The 16,768-nt window shown below is 70.7% G+C and carries 14 protein-coding genes; 6 read left to right on the top strand and 8 right to left on the bottom strand.

Features of this window, described 5'->3' with window-relative positions; genetic code table 11:
• Positions 1-68 precede the first annotated feature (68 nt).
• The 3 genes from ACFT4A_RS33820 to ACFT4A_RS33810 form a co-directional block, all read right to left on the bottom strand.
• Positions 69-1,118: a BMP family protein gene (locus ACFT4A_RS33820; protein ID WP_193481670.1), complete on the bottom strand. Its 1,050-nt coding sequence runs from the start codon at positions 1,116-1,118 to the stop codon at positions 69-71.
• A 264-nt stretch (positions 1,119-1,382) separates the two neighbouring features.
• The gene (locus ACFT4A_RS33815) at positions 1,383-2,429 is read right to left on the bottom strand and encodes a BMP family protein (protein ID WP_382837936.1); all 1,047 of its coding nucleotides are present in this window, start codon (positions 2,427-2,429) and stop codon (positions 1,383-1,385) included.
• A 182-nt stretch (positions 2,430-2,611) separates the two neighbouring features.
• Positions 2,612-3,844: a M20 family metallopeptidase gene (locus ACFT4A_RS33810; RefSeq protein ID WP_382838033.1), complete on the bottom strand. Its 1,233-nt coding sequence runs from the start codon at positions 3,842-3,844 to the stop codon at positions 2,612-2,614.
• Between the two features lie 300 nt (positions 3,845-4,144).
• Between ACFT4A_RS33810 and ACFT4A_RS33805 the strand changes: the two genes are divergently transcribed.
• Positions 4,145-4,834 (top strand): class I SAM-dependent DNA methyltransferase, encoded by a 690-nt coding sequence (locus ACFT4A_RS33805; RefSeq protein WP_382837933.1) that lies wholly within the window; start codon positions 4,145-4,147, stop codon positions 4,832-4,834.
• A 30-nt stretch (positions 4,835-4,864) separates the two neighbouring features.
• On the opposite strand, the gene ACFT4A_RS33800 is transcribed toward ACFT4A_RS33805, so the two are convergent.
• From ACFT4A_RS33800 to ACFT4A_RS33785, 4 genes are read right to left on the bottom strand one after another with little or no spacing between them, the layout of a single operon-like run.
• Positions 4,865-6,055, bottom strand: a complete 1,191-nt coding sequence (locus ACFT4A_RS33800; RefSeq protein WP_382837930.1) for a hypothetical protein — start codon at positions 6,053-6,055, stop codon at positions 4,865-4,867.
• Positions 6,056-6,102: 47 nt separating this feature from the next.
• Positions 6,103-7,041 carry an N-acetylneuraminate synthase family protein gene (locus ACFT4A_RS33795; RefSeq protein ID WP_382837927.1) on the bottom strand — a complete coding sequence of 313 codons (939 nt, stop codon included), beginning with the start codon at positions 7,039-7,041 and terminating at the stop codon, positions 6,103-6,105.
• Positions 7,042-7,054: 13 nt separating this feature from the next.
• Positions 7,055-8,329, bottom strand: coding sequence for a cytidylyltransferase domain-containing protein (locus ACFT4A_RS33790; protein ID WP_382837924.1), 1,275 nt, complete (start codon positions 8,327-8,329; stop codon positions 7,055-7,057).
• Between the two features lie 44 nt (positions 8,330-8,373).
• Positions 8,374-9,720 carry a DUF6716 putative glycosyltransferase gene (locus ACFT4A_RS33785; RefSeq protein WP_382837921.1) on the bottom strand — a complete coding sequence of 449 codons (1,347 nt, stop codon included), beginning with the start codon at positions 9,718-9,720 and terminating at the stop codon, positions 8,374-8,376.
• A 198-nt stretch (positions 9,721-9,918) separates the two neighbouring features.
• On the opposite strand from ACFT4A_RS33785, the gene ACFT4A_RS33780 reads away from it, so the two are divergent.
• The 4 genes from ACFT4A_RS33780 (at position 9,919) to ACFT4A_RS33765 (ending at position 14,628) form a co-directional block, all read left to right on the top strand.
• The gene (locus ACFT4A_RS33780; RefSeq protein ID WP_382837918.1) at positions 9,919-10,905 is read left to right on the top strand and encodes a glycosyltransferase family 2 protein; all 987 of its coding nucleotides are present in this window, start codon (positions 9,919-9,921) and stop codon (positions 10,903-10,905) included.
• Complete coding sequence (locus ACFT4A_RS33775; protein WP_382837915.1) at positions 10,905-12,236, top strand: alpha-2,8-polysialyltransferase family protein; 1,332 nt, start codon at positions 10,905-10,907, stop codon at positions 12,234-12,236. The genes ACFT4A_RS33780 and ACFT4A_RS33775 overlap by 1 nt, the downstream gene beginning before the upstream one ends.
• Before the next feature lie 301 nt (positions 12,237-12,537).
• Positions 12,538-13,644, top strand: a complete 1,107-nt coding sequence (locus ACFT4A_RS33770; protein WP_382838030.1) for an acyltransferase family protein — start codon at positions 12,538-12,540, stop codon at positions 13,642-13,644.
• Positions 13,645-13,707: 63 nt separating this feature from the next.
• On the top strand, positions 13,708-14,628 hold the full coding sequence (locus ACFT4A_RS33765; RefSeq protein WP_382837913.1) for a class I SAM-dependent methyltransferase: 921 nt from the start codon (positions 13,708-13,710) through the stop codon (positions 14,626-14,628).
• 9 nt (positions 14,629-14,637) lie between these two features.
• On the opposite strand, the gene ACFT4A_RS33760 is transcribed toward ACFT4A_RS33765, so the two are convergent.
• Complete coding sequence (locus tag ACFT4A_RS33760) at positions 14,638-15,288, bottom strand: TetR/AcrR family transcriptional regulator C-terminal domain-containing protein (RefSeq protein ID WP_382837910.1); 651 nt, start codon at positions 15,286-15,288, stop codon at positions 14,638-14,640.
• 69 nt (positions 15,289-15,357) lie between these two features.
• On the opposite strand from ACFT4A_RS33760, the gene ACFT4A_RS33755 reads away from it, so the two are divergent.
• Positions 15,358-16,767 carry an FAD-dependent oxidoreductase gene (locus tag ACFT4A_RS33755; RefSeq protein WP_382837908.1) on the top strand — a complete coding sequence of 470 codons (1,410 nt, stop codon included), beginning with the start codon at positions 15,358-15,360 and terminating at the stop codon, positions 16,765-16,767.
• The last annotated feature ends 1 nt before the right edge of the window (position 16,768 follow it).

Below are 16,768 nucleotides of genomic sequence, written 5' to 3'. Positions count from 1 at the left end.
CAGCCTCCCCGCACCCCGTTGAGCGGACGCGACCCCCGGGGTCACTGCCTGCTCGAGGCAGTAAGTCGTCAGCTGCTCTTGACCTTGATCTCGCCGCTGATGATCTTCTCCTTGGCCGTCTTGATGGCTTCCTGAAGCTCGGCGTCGTCCGCGAACTTCGGGTTGGAGTCCGAGAGGCTCACCTCGCCGGTCTTCAGATCGCCACGAACGATACCGGTCTCGGGCTTGCCGTCCTCGACCGACTTCGCAAGGTTGTACACCGCCTTGGCGACGTCCTTCATCGCCGAGGTCAGGATGAAGTCCTTGTACTTGGCGAGGGCGGCCTGCTCGTACTGGTCGGAGTCGACGCCGATCGCCCACACCTTCTTGGCGGCGGCGGCCTCGATCACGCCCTGGCCGGACAGACCGGCGGCCGCGTAGACCACGTCGGCCTTCTTCTCGATCTGGCCCTCGGCGGCCGTCTTGCCCTTGTCGGGGCTGGCGAAGCCGCCCTCCTCGGCGGTCTGCGTCAGGTACTGGGAGAGCACCTTGACCTTCGGGTCGGTGTCCTTGACGCCCTGCGCGAAGCCCGCCTGGAACTTGTGGATCAGCGGGATGTCCACACCGCCGACGAAGCCGACGACCTTCGACTTGGTGCTCCTGGCGGCGGCGACGCCGGCCAGGTAGGAGGCCTGCTCCTCGTTGAAGACCAGGTCGGCGACGTTCTTGGTGTTGATCGTGGCGTCGTCGACGATGCCGAAGGTGGTGTCCGGGAACTTCTCCGCGGCACCCTTGACGGCCGAGGCGTACGCGTAGCCGACGCCGATGACCGGGTTGTGGCCCTGCTTCGCCAGCGAGACCAGACGCTGCTCCTTGTCGGCGTCGGTCTCGCCCTCGGTGGGCTCCACGTCGGCCGTCTCGTAGCCGAAGTCCTTCTGCGCCTTCTCCAGACCCGCGTACGCGGCGTCGTTGAAGGACTGGTCGCCCTTGCCACCGACGTCGTACGCGATGGCGAGGCCCTTGTTCCCCTTCGAGTCCGACGACCCGGCAGAGGTCGAGGTGCTGCCGCAGGCGGAGAGTGCGAGGGCCAGGGAAGCGGTCGCTGCGCCTGCGACCGTGATCCGGGAAATCCGGCGCATGTGTGGGTGCTCCTGTCGTACAAGCGCCGGGGGTCGGTTCAGCTTCGGCGCTGGCTTCGCCGCAGATTAACGCGCGTAGACCTGCCTGAAAACCCCTTCTGTCCACCTTGTTATGCGCCCGTGCCCAAGCCATGCCCGCACCCTGGCCCGGGCGTTGCCGACCGCGAACGAGGGGTGGCGCTGGGTGATCCGGCCCCGGGGAACGCCGAAGAGGGCGGGCACCCCGGGGTGCCCGCCCTCTGTGGCTGTCGCAGACCGGTACCGCTACTCGGTCTTGACCTTGATGGAGCCGTCGATGATGCCCTTCTTGGCCTTGTCCACGGCGTCCTTGAGCCCCGCGACCTTGCCGAACTCCGGGTTCGCCTCGGAGACTCCGACGCCGTTGACCTTCAGGTCGAAGGTCTGGGTGCCGGACAGCGGCTTGCCGCTGTCGACGGACTTGGCCAGCGCGTAGACGGCGCCGCCGACGTCCTTGAGGGCGGAGGTGAGGATGTACTGCTTGTACGCGGCGAGGGGGGCCTGCTTGTACTGGTCGGAGTCGACGCCGATCGCCCAGACCTTGGCCTTGGCGGCGGCCTCGATCACGCCCTGACCGGAGAGACCGGCCGCCTGGTAGACGACGTCGGCCTTCTTCTCGATCTGGCCCTCGGCGGCGGCCTTGCCCTTGTCGGGGCTGGCGAAGCCGCCCTCCTCGGCCGTCTGCGTCAGGTACTGCGACAGGACCTTCACCTTGGGGTTGGTGTCCTGGACGCCCTGCTTGAAGCCGGCCTCGAACTTGTGGATCAGCGGGATGTCCACACCGCCCACGAATCCGACGGTGTTCGACTTGGTGACCTTGGCGGCAGCGACACCGGCGAGGTAGGAGGCCTGCTCCTCGGCGAAGACGAGGGAGGCGACGTTCTTGCCCTCGACCACGGAGTCGACGATGCCGAAGGTGGTCTTCGGGTACTTGGCGGCCACGGCCTTCATCGCCGGGCCGTAGGCGTAGCCGACGCCGATGACCGGGTTGTAGCCCTGCTTGGCCAGCGAGACCAGCCGCTGTTCCTTGTCGGCGTCGGTCTCGCCCTCGGTGGGCTCGATGTCGGCCGTCTTGTAGCCGTACTCGGCCTTGGCCTTCGTCAGGCCGGCGTAGGCGGCGTCGTTGAAGGACTGGTCGCCCTTGCCGCCGACGTCGTAGGCGATGGCGAGACCCTTGTCGTCCTTCGTGTCGCTGCTGCCGCTCTCACTGCTGGTGCTGCCGCAGGCCGTGGCGACGAGCCCGAGCGACGCGACCCCCACCGCGACGCGGGTCAATCTGGAAATCCGACGCATCTTGAAGTTCCCCATTCTCCAAAGCCCCGCAGCGGGTGCTCGGTTCGGCGCACATTAACGCGCGTAGACCCTCCTGGGAACTGGTCTCTGCGGGGCCGTTATGCATTTGGCGGTGGCCGGTTACGCCCTTGTCACCTTCTCGGCCCGGCCGACGGCGTCGGCCGGGCCGGTCCTGGCCGGTCCTAACGGAGACCGTTGACCAGGGCCGCCGCCGTGAAGAGTTCCACGCCGACCGTGATCGCGGACTCGTCGACGTCGAAGTCGCCCTGGTGGAGGTCGCGTACGTGGCGCTCGCCGGGGACGCGGACGCCCAGTCGGGCCATGGCGCCGGGGACGTGCTCCAGGTACCAGGAGAAGTCCTCGCCGCCGAGGCTCTGCTCGGTGCCCAGGACGGAGTCGACGCCGCGACGGGCGATCATGGCGTCGCGCAGCAGTTCGGTCACGCCGGGCTCGTTGACGACGGGCGGCACGCCGCGTACGTAGTTGATCTCCGACTTGGCGCGGTACAGATTGGCGATCTCGTCGATCGCCGCGACCACCACGTCGGGGGCCTGCCGCCAGGCCTCGATGTCGAGGCACCGCACCGTGCCGGAGAGCTCGGCGTGCTGCGGGATCACGTTCGGCGCGTGTCCCGACTCGACGCGGCCCCAGGTGATGGCGAGCCCGCTGCGGCTGTCGAAGCGCCGGCCGACCAGGGCGGGTACGTCGGTGACGACGCGGGCGGCCGCGGTGACCAGGTCGGTGGTGAGGTGGGGGCGTGCGGTGTGGCCGCCCGGGCCGTCGAGGGAGATCTCCAGCCGGTCGCAGGCGGAGGTGATGGGACCCTCGCGGAGTCCGATCTTCCCCGCGTCCACCCGGGGGTCGCAGTGCACGGCGATGATCGCGCCGACCCCCTCCAGCGCCCCGCACTTGATGACGTCGGCGGCGCCGCCGGGCAGCACCTCCTCGGCGGGCTGGAAGATCAGCCGGACGGGGCGGGGCAGCAGGCCCTGCTTGTGCAGATCGGCGAGGACCAGGCCGGCGCCGAGGACGGCGGTGGTGTGCACGTCGTGGCCGCAGGCGTGGGCGCGGTCGGGCACGGTCGAGCGGTAGGGGCAATCGGCCTTGGTGTCCGGGATGGGCAGGCCGTCGATGTCGGCCCGCAGGGCGAGCATGCTGGGGCCTCCGTCCCACTGCTCGCCCGCTACGCCGATGTCACAGACGAGTCCGGTTCCTACGGTGAGTACGCGCGGCTTGAGGCCGGCCCGCTCGAGCCGCTCCTTGATCGCGGCCGTCGTGCGGAACTCCTGGTTGCCCAGCTCCGGGTGCATGTGCATGTCGCGCCGGAACGCGATGAGCTCTGCGCGCAGGGCGTCGGGCAGTGCGCCGGGAAGTACGGCTTCGCCGGGAAGATCGACCTCGGACTCCAGTGACATCAATTGCTTCACCCTCTGAAGGGTAGGGCGCCAGGGCGGTCGGCTGACCCTCGATCAACAAAACTTCAACCCGTTAGGGGAAGAAAATATGACCGCCGGACGTATAGCTATCAAGTGAGATGGGTAAACTCGCTCGCCTTTTGGGCCGAGCCGGTCACCACACCTCGCGGAGTGTGATATCGGCCACACCTCCATCACGACTCCGGTACCCATCCATCCTCTCCACGGATACCACGCCCCGCGCGGGGAACACTGCCTTGTTCATCTGCCGGACGTACACCGCCGAGTAGTGTGCGCCCCGTGCGCGCCGACAGCCCCGAGTTCCTCACCGCCACCCAGGCCTCGTACGACGCCATCGCGGAGGCCTATGCCGCCGGGTTCCCCGACAGCCTGGCCGGGAGACCGCTGGAGCGGGCGCTGCTCACGGCCTTCGTGGACCTGGTCCGGACGCCCGGGGCGCCCGGGGCGGCCGTGCGGCCCCCGGTCGCGGACATCGGCAGCGGCCCCGGGTACGTCGCGGCGCGACTGCACGGCCTCGGGCTGCCGGTGTTCGGCATCGACGTCTCGCCCCGCATGGTGGCCCTGGCCCGCCGGGCGCACCCGGGGCTGAGGTTCCACGTCGGTTCGATGACGGCCCTGGACCTGCCGGACGAGACGCTCGGCGGCATCGTCGCGCTCTACTCGATCATCCATGTGCCGGACGATCATCTGCCGACGGTCTTCGCCGAGTTCCACCGCGTGCTCCAGCCGGGCGCACCACTCCTGCTCGGCTTCCAGTCCGGCGACGAGGACGGACATCTCCGCCTCACCGAACGCTTCGGCAGCCCGATCTCACTCGACTTCTACTGGCGCACCCCGGAGTCGGTCGCCACCGCCCTCACGAAGGCAGGCCTCCACGTCCACGCCCGTGTACTGCGCGAGCCGGAGGGCGAGGAGAAACTCCCCCGCGCGTTCCTGCTGGCCTACCGGCCGGGGCCTGCCGGGGGGTGAGCCGGTCGGGGTCGAGGGCCCTCCGGGGTGTCAGCCGGCGGCTATCGCGCCGGTGGCGTCCGCCGGGCCGGTCATGGTGGGTCTGGCCGTCGGAGGGGGGATGCTGGGCGGGGCGGTCGTGGTGGCCGGGCCCGGGACGGTGCCCGGGCCGGTGGGATTCTCCGAGGACCCCGGGGACAGGCGGTGCACGTCGCGGGCCGCTCCCGTCACGCCCGACAGGAAGCCCTGGGCCCGGGGGGAGGCGTGTTCGGTCAGCCAGGCGGGGTCGATGTCGCAGACCGCCACGCGGACCTCGGTGCCGGAGAGGGCCAGGGGGAGGGTGTGGACGACCGTGGAGGGGAAGCTGAGGATCGTGCGGCCGATGGGGCCGCGGCGGGCGATCAGTTCCAGGGGGAGTTCGGGGCGGACGATCTCCAGGCCCGTCTCGACCGCGAGGCGGCGGAGCTTGGTCGGGCTCTCGCGGCGGTGGGCGAAGTAGCGGGTGGCGCCGTGGGCGGCGGCCAGGGCACGGACGGCCTCCAGGTAGCGGTCGTCGTCGACGACCCCCGTCTCCACCAGGGACGTGCCCACCATGTCGGCGCCCTTGGTGATGCGGGGCGGGCCGAACCGGGCCCGGGTCCAGGCGAAGTCGTTGGCGCTGATCGTGACGCCCTCGGGGGTCTCCTCCATCGGCATGGAGGAGAAGATCTCCACCCGGCGCCTGCCCCCGGGCGTGAGGCGGCGGCGCGCCGAGGAGGACACCGGCGCGAAGATCAGGTCGCGGGGGCCGGGACGGCCGCCCTTGCGGTGCCAGCGCACCAGTCGCTCGCCCCGGGCCAGCTGCCCGACGAACTCCATCGTCGCCGTGCCGTCGTCGACGACGACCAGGTCACGGGCGCGGGTGATGGTCAGGAGGAGCTGAACGTAGCGGGAGAAGGGGTCCCCCAGGACGATCCGGCGGGCCTTGCGGAGTACGCCCGTGAGGCCGGCGATGGTCTGGAAGGGCGCCAGCGGACCGCCGCGCGCCTCCTCCCAGCGGACCTCGTGCCCCTCGTCACGGGCCAGGTCGGACATCCGCCGCAGCTGGCCGCGTGTCATCGGGTCGACGGGCGACAGCACCACGAGGGTGAGCCCCACGCCGGGCGCATGCGCGTGCGCCCACTCCAGCACGTTCAGCAGCTGTACCGGACTCTCGACGAACGCGAGAGTGTGGGGGCCGGCGTTCCCGGCGCGGGGGCTCATCGACGTACGACCGTCCCGTCGTAAGGGGTGTTGTGGGGGTGGTGCGCTCAGACGCCGACCGGCTCGCCCGCCGCGTCGGCGATCTCCGCCTCGGCGACCACACCGCTGACGCGGCGCAGCTTCTTCATCGGGCCGAGCTCGGACTCGTAGACCTTCTTCACGCCGTCACCGAGGGAGGCCTCGATGGTGCGGATGTCGCGGACGAGGCGCGTGAGGCCCTGCGGCTCCACGGAGGCGGCCTGGTCCGAGCCCCACATGGCGCGGTCGAGGGTGATGTGACGCTCGACGAAGGTGGCGCCCAGGGCGACGGCGGCGAGGGTGGTCTGCAGGCCGGTCTCGTGGCCGGAGTAGCCGATCGGGACGTTCGGGAACTCGCCCTGCAGGGTGTTGATGACCCGCAGGTTGAGCTCCTCGGCCTTCGCCGGGTAGGTCGAGGTGGCGTGGCACAGGAGGATGTTCTCGCTGCCCAGGACCTCGACCGCGTGGCGGATCTGCTTCGGGGTGGACATGCCCGTGGAGAGGATGACCGTACGGCCGGTGGCGCGCAGGGCGCGCAGCAGCTCGTCGTCGGTCAGGGAGGCCGAGGCGACCTTGTGGGCGGGAACGTCGAACTTCTCCAGGAAGGCGACGGCCTCGGTGTCCCACGGGGAGGCGAACCAGTCGATGCCGCGCTTCTTGCAGTAGGCGTCGATCTGGCCGTACTCGTCCTCGCCGAACTCGACGCGGTGGCGGTAGTCGATGTAGGTCATCCGGCCCCAGGGGGTGTCGCGCTCGATGTCCCACTGGTCGCGCGGGGTGCAGATCTCCGGCGTGCGCTTCTGGAACTTGACCGCGTCGCAGCCGGCCTCGGCGGCGGCGTCGATCAGCTTGAACGCGTTCTCGATGTCGCCGTTGTGGTTGATGCCGATCTCGCCGGTGACGTAGACGGGGCGGCCCGGGCCGGCCTCGCGGGTACCGAACTTGCGGATGCGGGAGTTGTTGCTCATGGCGCAGATGTCCTTACTTGGTGAGGGAATCGAGAGAGGGGCCGAGGATCCAGCTGGCGATCTCTCGGATCGCGCCGTCGCCACCGGGGACGGTGGTGACCGCGCGTGCGGCGCCGCGCACGACGTCGTGGGCGCTCGCGACCGCCACGGGCCAGCCCGCGAGGGCGAAGCACGGGAGGTCATTGACGTCGTTGCCGACGTAGAGCACGCGCTCCGGCGCGATGCCCTGCTCCTCGCACCACTGCTTCAGTGCGAGGTCCTTGCGGTCGATGCCGTGCAGCACCGGGAGCTTGAGCTTCCGGGCCCGGGCGGCGACCACAGGGTTCTGTTCCGTGGACAGGATCAGCATCTTCAGGCCGCTCCTGCGGAGGGCCGCGATGCCGAGTCCGTCTCCGCGGTGCACGGAGACGAACTCCCGTCCGTCGGAGTCGACGAGCACCCGGTCGTCGGTCTGGGTGCCGTCGAAGTCGAGGACGACCGCGTCGATGTCGTCGGCGGTCGGGAGCGCGCCGGGCCGGTCCGCGTCGAAGAGCGGGGCGAGGGCCCGGGCGCGGGCGAGGTCGTGCGGGTCGTCGATCTCCAGCACGCGCGCGGGGTCGGTGCGCACCAGTTCGGTGCGGCCGAAGAAGCGGTGCTGGTGCTTGCGGAAGCCGACCGCCTCCATGCCGTAGGCGGCGCCGGTCTCCAGCAGGTCCTGGGGGCGGTCCTGGCGGCGCGGGCGGAAGGACTTGTCGTGGTTGACGCCGTAGCCGCCGCCGGTGGCCGCGTCGGCCTCCGCGACGGTGCCGGCCGCGACAGCGTCCTGGGAGTCCTCGGCGTCGCGCCAGACGAAGCCGTGGAACGGTGCCACGGTGAGCGCCGTGTCGGCGCCGTTCTCGACGATGGCCTCGGCGACCCCGTCGACGTCCTCGCGGGTGATGAACGGGCTGGTGCACTGCACCAGCAGCACCACGTCCACGACCGCGCCGTGCAGGGCCTCGTGGGCGTCCACGGCGTGCAGGACGGCGGCCTCGGAGGTGGCCGTGTCACCGGCGATGGCGGCGGGCCGCAGCACGACCTCGGCGCCCGCCTCGCGGGCGGCGGCCGCGATGGCCTGGTCGTCGGTGGAGACCACGACGTCCGTCACGAGGCGGGCGGCGCGGCACTCGCGCACCGCACGCGCCACCAGCGGGACGCCGCCGACGGGAAGGAGGTTCTTCGCGGGCACGCCCTTGGAGCCGCCGCGCGCGGGGATCACCGCGAGCACACGGCGCACCGAGGCGCCTCGGCCCGCTTCCGGTTGTGACATGGGGACTACTCCTTGAGCTCCGTGGGCGGGGGATTCGGGGCGGCTCACAGCTCGCCCATCCGCCGGATGACGGGCGCCACGCGCTGCACGCCGTGCCGGTAGGCGCCGCGCGCCGCCCGGCGCACGACCTGCCGGACCGCTCCGGGCTCCTTGTCGGCGGCGGGCGCACCGGGCAGCGGGGTGCCGTCCGGGCCGAGGTGGTGGCGGGCGAGGATCCCGGGCAGATAGCCGGGCGCGGTGACGGGTGTGTAGTACGGGGCCAGCGGGGGCAGGCCGCCGGGCCGGCCGAGCAGCTTGGCGATGCGCTCGCGGGCCGCGTCGAAGGCGGCGTCGTAGGAGCCGTCCGCTGCGACGCCCTGCCGGGCGACCCACTCCTCGTCGGGCGTGGGCCGGTGTCCGGCGTCCAGCTGGTCCCAGGAGGCGAGGCAGCCGGAGCCCACGAAGTGGTGGTTGCCGAGCGACTCGCGGATGCCGAGGTCGGTCAGGACGACGGTCGGGACGCGGCGGTGCAGCGACTCCAGGGCGGCCGTGGAGCTGACCGTCACCAGCAGGTCGGTGCGGTCGAGGACCTCGCCCATGTTTCCGTAGACCAGGCGGAAGTTGTCCGGCGGATCGAGGCGCTGCACCAGCTTCTGGTACGGCAGCTCCTCGATGTGGGTGGTGTGCTCGCCCGGCTTGGAGCGCAGCTTCAGCAGCACCTCGCGCTCGGGGTGCCTGCGGGCGTGCTGCACCAGCCGGTTCAGCAGGTACGTACGGTCCTTGCGGCTGTCCGGGACGGAAGGCTGGGCGGCGAAGACGACCGTGTAGGGGTCGTGTTCACCTTCGTAGGCCGCACCGCCGAGGAAGGGCAGGGCCACCTCGGTCACAGCGGAGGCGTCGGCGCCGACCCCTTCGTAGACGGCCCGGAAGCGGTCCGCGTCCTGTCGGGAGTTGGCGAGGACCAGGTCCGCGCCGTGCCGCAGCAGCAGGCCGTCGGCGAGCTTCTCGTAGACGACACCGACGTAGCCGGTGACGACGACGGGCCGCGTGGTGCGGTCCTGCCAGACGCGCGTCAGGCCGTGCAGCATCGCCTGTACACCGCCGCCGACGAGGGCCAGGACCAGGAGGTCGTACGACTCCTCCTCCATGGCGCGCAGGAACTCGACGGCGGTGACCTCCCGCAGCGAGTCGGCGCTGACGCCCACTTCCTCCAGCTGGCGCGGGGTGGGCGTCGCCCGGCCGCGCAGCAGGTAGCCGTCGAGGACGGGGCGGACTTGCGCGCCCTCGCGCGGTCCGGCTTCCATGGACGGGCCCGGGGCGATGCGGTCCGCGGTCAGCGCACCCCATTTCCATCGGGTGTCTGAGTCCGCGAGGACGGCGATTCGCGGGCGCTTCGGTGTACTTGCTGGCACGTCGATGACGCTAGGAAGCGAATCCGAGGTACGGCGGAACCGCGACTCAACGAAAAGTTAACAACACCCCACCGAGAGCCGAACTGGCCCGCTGGAAGGCCGGAAGTACACGTGGTGCACCGTTCTGACACATTGAGTTCACCCGGTGTACGTTCATCGGAAAGTTGCGCTGCCGGGCGGGCTCCTAACGTTTTGCAGGTGCCTAAGCTTTCCGTGATCGTGCCGTTCTACAACGTGCAGCAATATGCCCCGGACACCCTCAGAAGCCTTCGGCTGAACGCCGACCGTGATTTCGAGTTCATCCTGGTCGACGACCATTCGAAGGATGAAACCCCGGCCATTCTCGAGCGAGCGGCCGAGGACCTCTCGGATGTCGCCCAGGTGCGCTACATCCGCCATGAGGAGAACGGCGGGCTCGCCACCGCCCGGAACACCGGCCTGGACGCGGCCCAGGGCGAGTACCTGACGTTCCTGGACGGCGACGACTGGCTGGCCCCCGGCTACTTCACCGAACTGGTGTCCGCCATGGACGAGTTGGGATGCGACTTCGTGCGCACCGACCATGTGCAGGCCACCGCGCGCGCCCGTTCCGTCAGCCGGGTGCCCGTCGGCCGCCGCTGGGAGGTGTTCAGCCCGCGGGACGCCATCCTGCCCGCCCACCGCTCGACGTCGGTGGACTACGCCTACGCCTGGGCCGGCGCCTACCACCGCCGCCTCCTCGACCAGGGCGTGCTCCACTTCACCCATGGTCTGCGCACGGCCGAGGACCGGCCGTGGATCTGGAAGCTGCACCGGGAGGCGGAGTCGTTCGCCGTGGTGAGCCTGCTGGGCGTGTTCTACCGGCGCGGGGTGGCCTCGTCGCTGACCCAGATCGGCGATGTCCGCCAGCTCGACTTCATCCGGGCCTTCGACCAGGTGATCGAGGAGACCGCCGCGGACCGAGAGGCCGACCGGCTGCTGCCCAAGGCGGTGCGGACCTACTGCGCGATCATCGCCCACCACCTCTCCAACGAAGACAGGTTCGAACCGGCCGTGGCGAGGCAGCTGCGGTCGATGAGCGCGGCGGCCATCAAGCGCATGCCGCAGGACGCGCTCGGTGACGCACTGGAGGCGATGGACATGGACCGCTCGTCCAGGCTGCGGCGCCTGCGGCGCAGGGCCACCACCACGGAGGCGGCCGCCTGATGCCCGGGACCACTCAGATCTTCTGCGCCTCGACGCTGTACGGCGTCGCCACCCTGGCCGCCGCGATCGACTCGGACCTCTTCGAGGAGCCGGACCGCCGGGTGCTGCTGGTGTTCAACAACTCCGCGACCCCGGAGACCACCCCGGCGCTCGACGAGATGCCGGGCTTCGCTCCGCTGCGCGAGCACTTCGACGAGGTGCTGTCCTGGAACGAGGCGATCCGCCCCTTCCACCCCGGGGCCTGGACGCCGCGCACCGACGACATCCCCCTGTTCGAGCGGTATCTGCGGATGCTGTGGGGCCTCGGCGACGACCGCGTGAGCCTGGTACTGGAGTCCATCCAGGTCGCGCCCGCCCTCACGGTGGCCCAGCTGTTCACCGACGCCCCCATCGACGTCTACGCCGACGGGCTGATGAGCTACGGCCCCACGCGCAACAAGCTCGACCCGCTGGTCGGCACGCGGGTGCGGCGGCTGCTGCACCTCGACCTGGTGCCGGGGCTCACGCCGATGCTGCTGACCGAGTTCGAGGTGCCGGCGCACCTGGTGCCCTCACCCGCGTTCCTGAAGGTGCTGGGCGAGGTCACCGAGACCGTCCCCGAGCTGCCCGACGTACCCGGCGACGCGGCACTGCTGCTCGGCCAGTACCTGTCGGCGCTGAACATCCTCTCCCCGGAGGAAGAGGAAGACCTGCATGTGCGGATGATGCGGGGCGCGGTCGCCCAGGGGCACCGCACGGTCGTCTTCAAGCCGCACCCGACCGCGCCGGCCCGCTACAGCCGCGCCCTGGAGACCGAGGCCGAGAAGCTCGGCGTCGACCTCACCGTGCTGGACACGCCCGTGCTCGCCGAGGTGCTGTTCGACCGGGCCCGGCCCGCACTGGTCGTCGGCTGCTTCTCGACGGCGCTGTTCACGGCCTCGGCGCTCTACGACCTGCCGGTCGCGCGCATCGGCACCGAGCTGCTGCTGGAGCGGCTGACGCCCTACCAGAACAGCAACCGGATCCCCACCACCCTGGCGGACGCGCTGCTGCCCGACCTGGACGGCGGGCAGGACGGCGACATCCTGTCGGCCGAACGGCTGTCCGGTCTGGTCACCGCCGTCGGGTTCACCATGCAGCCGCAGATCTACCCGGAACTGCGCCCGCAGGCGGAGCGGTTCCTCGCCCGGTATCTCGGTCCGCGCACCCGGCGCTACTTCAAGAAGCGCCGTCTCACCTCGCTCGGCCTGCCCGGCGGTATTCCGCAGCGGCTGGCATTCCTGCCGCGCAATTCCACGGCACGCCGGGTGGTCCGGCGGGCCAGGGCGCTGCGCAAGGCGGTACGCCGCTGAAAACGTATGCCGAGCACCGCAAAGGCGTCGGTCCCCCGTGGAGGCGGACCGGCGCCTCCGCGTTTTCGGCTGCGCGCGACCGACGATTCAGCTACCCGCGACCGACATCCAGATGAATCCATGGAAACAGGAAGGCGAAGCCTGTTTCCGTCGAACGTTTAAGCGTCAATTCCCGTCCTAGGGTGACAGGCGGCGCCCTGCCCGCCCACAGGCGGCTCAGGTGAAGGACATACGAGCTACAGAGGTTTCCAGCGTGACCGAGACGGTCGTCAGCACCCGCAAGCCCCGGCCCGAAGTCAGCGTGCTGGTCGAACCACCGGGAGCCACGACCGCCCCACGGCGCAAGAAGGGCTCCGGCGGCCGGCTGCGCGCCCTGGACGGTCTGCGGCTGGTGGCCGCGCTGATGGTGGCGGCGTACCACTACGGCGGCCGCGACGGTGAGGTCGGCGAGGCCTGGGGCAGCTCGCCCAAGGTCCAGTTCCCCACCCTGCACGAGTTCTTCGCCTACGGCTGCCTCGGCGTCCAGGTGTTCTTCGTGATCAGCGGGTTCGTGATCTGCATGAGCGGCTGGGGCCGTCCCCTGAAGTCGTTCTTCGCCTCCCGCGCCTCCCGGCTGCTGCCCGCCTACTGGGTGGCGGTCGCGATAGTGACCCTGGTCTTCGCGCTGCCGGTGGTGGCCTACAAGGCGGTGTCGCCGAGCGACGCCCTGGTCAACCTGACCATGCTGCAGATGCCGCTGGGCGTGGACCGGGTGCTCGGGGTGTGCTGGACGCTGTGGGCGGAGGTCCGCTTCTACGCCCTGTTCGCGCTGTGCGTGGTGCTCCCGGGGGCGAGCCGCCGCCGGGTGATCATGTTCTGCGCGGGCTGGATGCTGGCGGCGGTGATCGCGGACAACGCGAACATGCCGCTGCTCGACATCGTCCTGATGCCCGAGTACGCCCCGTACTTCATCGGCGGTGTCGGCCTCTACCTCGTCCACCTCGACCGGCGGGACGCCTACGCGTGGGGCATCGTCGCCGTCAGCTGGCTGATCGGGCAGCACTACGCGGTGCGGAGCCTGTGGCACGCGGCCGGTGAGGACGGCTTCTCCTACCGCTCCTCGACCGGCATCGTCCTCGTCGTGACCTTCGGCTTCCTTGCGGTCGCGGCGATCGCCCTGGGCTGGCTGCGCTGGGCCAACTGGGGGTGGCTGACGGTGGCGGGCGCGCTGACCTATCCGTTCTACCTCGTCCACGAACACCTCGGCTGGGTGGTGATCCACGCCCTGCACCGCGGGCTGGGCCTGCCATCCGGGGCGACATTCGCCCTGACCGCGGCCTCAATGCTGCTGCTCGCGTGGCTGCTGAACCAGTATGTGGAGAAGCCCCTGACGCCACGGTTGCGGGCAGTACTGGCGAAGGATCGCTGAGCTGTTCACGGGACGTTCAACCGTCCGTCGGTTCGGGCAACGCTCAGAGAGAAGGCTCGTCTCATGACCAACGCACAAGCGACCGACAAGCACCCCGGCGAACTCACGGATGTTCCGGGCTGGTTCCCCCCGCTGGACCAGATGCTGTTCACCTGGTTCCTGGAGGGGCAGCAGAAGCAGGGCATAAAGGGTGACCTGCTGGAACTCGGCGTCTACATGGGCAAGAGCGCGATCCTGCTCGGCCAACACCTCCAGAACGGCGAGAAGTTCACGGTCTGCGACCTGTTCGAGGGCGACGCCCCCGACGGGGCCAACCAGGCGGAGTCGGCGAAGTCCTACGCCTCGCTGACCCGGCAGACCTTCGAGCGGAACTATCTCTCCTTCCACGACGACCTGCCCACGGTGATCGCGGCCCCCAGCTCCGTGGTGCCCGAGAAGGTGGCCCCGGCGAGCTGCCGATTCATCCACGTCGACGCCTCGCACCTGTACGAGCATGTGCACGGCGACATCGGCGCGGCCCACGACATCCTGGTGCCCGAGGGCATCGTGGTCCTCGACGACTTCCGCTCCGAGCACACCCCGGGTGTCTCGGTCGCCGCCTGGGAGGCCGTCCTCAACCGCGGTCTGCGCCCGATCTGCCTCAGCACGCAGAAGCTGTACGGCACCTGGGGCGATCCCGAGCCGCTCCAGGAGGAACTGCTCGACATGCTGCGCCAGCGTTCGGACGTCGGGCTGAGCGTGCAGTCGGCGGCCGGGCACCGGCTGGTCCGCGCCCGGTCCCGGGGCATGAAGCCGCCGCCGTTCCCGGCCTCCCGGCACTATGTGGCACCGCCGGCGGCACCGAAGGCCCCCGCCGAGGTGACCGAGTCCCGTGCGGCGCGACCGGCCCGGCCCGCCCCGTCCCGGGCCCGTCGACTCGCCAAGGACCTGCTGCCGCCCCTGGTCACCCGGGCCGTACGGCGGGCACGCGCGAACCGCTCCTGACGCCGGGTGTCATGAGACCCCGTAGCGCGCCCCGATCCCCTCGATCACGAGGGCGAGTCCCTCCTCGAAGTGCTGTTCGTAGTCCTCGAAGATCTCCGCGCCCGCCTGGGCCGACAAGGGAAAGTCGGCCATCAGGCGGGCGCGTTCGTTCACGTCGTAGCCCTCGCGGCGCTCGTCCGGCAGGGGCTGTACGCCCTGTTCCTCGGTGACGAAGCCGAGCGTGTACATGTACGCCGTGGTGAGCGCGCGGACCGCCTGGGCGAGGGTGAAGCCGGCGGCCGTGAACAGGCGCAGGTTCTCCTCCATCTGCCCGGCGTGCTCGATGCCGGTGAAGCGTGAGCCGCTGAACACCTTCGCGCCGTCCCGGTAGCCGAGCAGAGCCGCGCGCAGTCCCCGGTTGGCCTTCAGCAGCCGGTCCCGCCAGGTGTCGGCAGGGTCGAGCGAGGCCCCGGCGACCATCCGGCGGTACATCTCCGTCGCCATCTCGTCGAGCAGCGCCTGCTTGTCCTTGAAGTGCCAGTAGAGGGCGGGCGCCTTCACATCCAGCTCCCGGGCGATGGCCCGCAGGGTCAGGCCGTCCAGGCCCACCTCGTTCAGCAGCCGCAGGGCGGTGTCCGCGACCCGCCGCCGGTCCAGGGGCTCACGTCGTTCGGTACTCACGCTTGACAACTTAACACCGTTAAGGCGATTCTCGTGAAGCACTTAACAGCGTTAAGGAGAGGGTGGATCATGGACACGGACGTACTGGTGGTGGGCGCGGGCCCGACCGGCCTGGCGCTCGGCATCGACCTCGCGCGGCGCGGTGTGAACGCGCTGGTCGTCGAGCGGTCGGAGGCACTGTTCCCGGGCTCCCGGGGCAAGGGCATCCAGCCGCGCACGATGGAGGTCTTCGACGATCTGGGCGTGCTGGACGCGATCCGCGCGGCGGGCGGCCCCTACCCGGTGGGGATGATCTGGCAGGACGGCAGGCGAGCCGGCGAGCACCGGATGTTCGACCCGACCGAGGCGAGCGAGGACGCGCCGTACACCGAGCCGTGGATGGTGCCGCAGTGGCGCACGCAGGAGATCCTGTACGCGCGGCTGACCGGCCTGGGAGGTGAGGTGGCCTTCGCCCGGGAGCTCGTGGGGCTGACGCAGGACGCGGACGGGGTGCGCGCGGAATTCGCCTCGGGCGAGCCCGTCACCGCCCGGTACGCCGTCGCGGCGGACGGCGGCCGCTCGACGGTGCGCAGACTGCTCGGCATCGGCATGGCGGGCGAGACCCTCGACCCGAACCCGACGCTGGTGGCCGACGTCCGGATCAGCGGCCTGGACCGGGACAACTGGCACATCTTCCCGCCGGGCGGCGAAGGCGAGGGCTACCTCGCGCTCTGCCCGCTGGCCGGCACGGAGGACTTCCAGCTGGTGGCGCAGTTCCCGGACGGGGCGTCCCCGGACCTCTCGCTGGAGGGCATACGGAAGGTCGTCGCCGCCCGCTCGCACCTCGCCCCCGAGAGCGTGACCGAGCTGCGCTGGGCCTCGGACTTCCGCCCCCGGGCGGCCCTGGCGGACCGCTTCCGCTCCGGGCGGGTCTTCCTCGCCGGCGACGCGGCCCATGTGCACTCCCCCGCCGGCGGCCAGGGCCTCAACACCAGCGTCCAGGACGCCTACAACCTGGGCTGGAAGCTGGGCGCGGTGCTGCGCGACGGCACGGACGCGGCCCTGCTCGACTCCTACGAGGAGGAGCGGCGTCCCATCGCCGCCGACATGCTCGGGCTGTCCACCAGCGTGCACCGCGGCGAGACCCGGCGGGGCGAGGCGACCCGTCAGCTGGGCCTCGGCTACCGCACGTCGTCACTCACGCGGGAGACCCGCACCGACCCCGGACCGGTACGGGCCGGCGACCGCGCACCCGACGCTACCGTGGACGGGACCCGCCTCTTCGACGCGTTCCGCGGACCGCACTGGACCCTGCTGGCACTGGGCGGGGCGGCGCGACTTCCCGCCCTCGGCGAGCGGGTGCGGACCGTCCACGGCCCGGCGCACGGGGCGTACGGGGCCGGGCTGTTCCTCGTACGGCCCGACGGATACGTCGGCTGGGCGGGAGACGCGCCGACCGGGGTCGCGGAGTATTGCGCCCGGTTCGACCAGCACGGCTGAG

Origin of the sequence: Streptomyces sp. NPDC057099, from assembly GCF_042671245.1 — a bacterium.
GTDB classification, from domain to species: Bacteria; Actinomycetota; Actinomycetes; order Streptomycetales; family Streptomycetaceae; genus Streptomyces; species Streptomyces purpurascens.
The sequence above is the reverse complement of the archived record's forward strand: the minus strand, read 5'-3'. Positions and strand labels throughout refer to the sequence as shown.

Bases quoted from the DNA above. Each gene is read 5' to 3' on its own strand.
- ACFT4A_RS33775 (WP_382837915.1), top strand. From the start codon at position 10,905: ATGCCCGGGACCACTCAGATCTTCTGCGCCTCGACGCTGTACGGCGTC.
- ACFT4A_RS33800 (WP_382837930.1), bottom strand. From the start codon at position 6,055: ATGAGCCCCCGCGCCGGGAACGCCGGCCCCCACACTCTCGCGTTCGTC.
- ACFT4A_RS33820 (WP_193481670.1), bottom strand. From the start codon at position 1,118: ATGCGCCGGATTTCCCGGATCACGGTCGCAGGCGCAGCGACCGCTTCC.
- ACFT4A_RS33790 (WP_382837924.1), bottom strand. From the start codon at position 8,329: ATGTCACAACCGGAAGCGGGCCGAGGCGCCTCGGTGCGCCGTGTGCTC.
- ACFT4A_RS33810 (WP_382838033.1), bottom strand. From the start codon at position 3,844: ATGTCACTGGAGTCCGAGGTCGATCTTCCCGGCGAAGCCGTACTTCCC.
- ACFT4A_RS33755 (WP_382837908.1), top strand. From the start codon at position 15,358: ATGGACACGGACGTACTGGTGGTGGGCGCGGGCCCGACCGGCCTGGCG.
- ACFT4A_RS33795 (WP_382837927.1), bottom strand. From the start codon at position 7,041: ATGAGCAACAACTCCCGCATCCGCAAGTTCGGTACCCGCGAGGCCGGC.
- ACFT4A_RS33815 (WP_382837936.1), bottom strand. From the start codon at position 2,429: ATGCGTCGGATTTCCAGATTGACCCGCGTCGCGGTGGGGGTCGCGTCG.
- ACFT4A_RS33765 (WP_382837913.1), top strand. From the start codon at position 13,708: ATGACCAACGCACAAGCGACCGACAAGCACCCCGGCGAACTCACGGAT.